General features: G+C 76.7%; 1 protein-coding gene. It reads right to left on the reverse strand.

The annotated features are described in order from the left end of the window. The coding region (locus tag KVT44_RS61450) for a transposase (protein WP_368857628.1) at positions 1-236 on the reverse strand (236 nt) is incomplete at its 3' end. Between the last annotated feature and the right edge of the window lie 4 nt (positions 237-240).

Raw genomic sequence — 240 nt, forward strand, 5'->3', positions numbered from 1 at the left:
AGCGCACGGGCGAGGGCGGCCCAGTGGTGCTTGGCCGAGTAGCGCAGGGCGGGGCGCCCGAGGGGGACCCCGCAGAGCTGGACGGCGGGCTGGGGCCCCACGGCGTTGATCGACCCCGGCAGCCCCCTGAGGCCGTCCCAGCAGGTGACCAGGGCGTCCCCCACCCCGCGGGTGCTTAGTTCGGTCAGCCAGGTCATCCCCTGGTTGGCGCCCTCCCCGCCGGTGCCGACCCCCATCCCG

This window comes from Streptomyces sp. GbtcB7 (genome assembly GCF_019091445.1).
GTDB lineage: Bacteria > Actinomycetota > Actinomycetes > Streptomycetales > Streptomycetaceae > Streptomyces > Streptomyces mirabilis.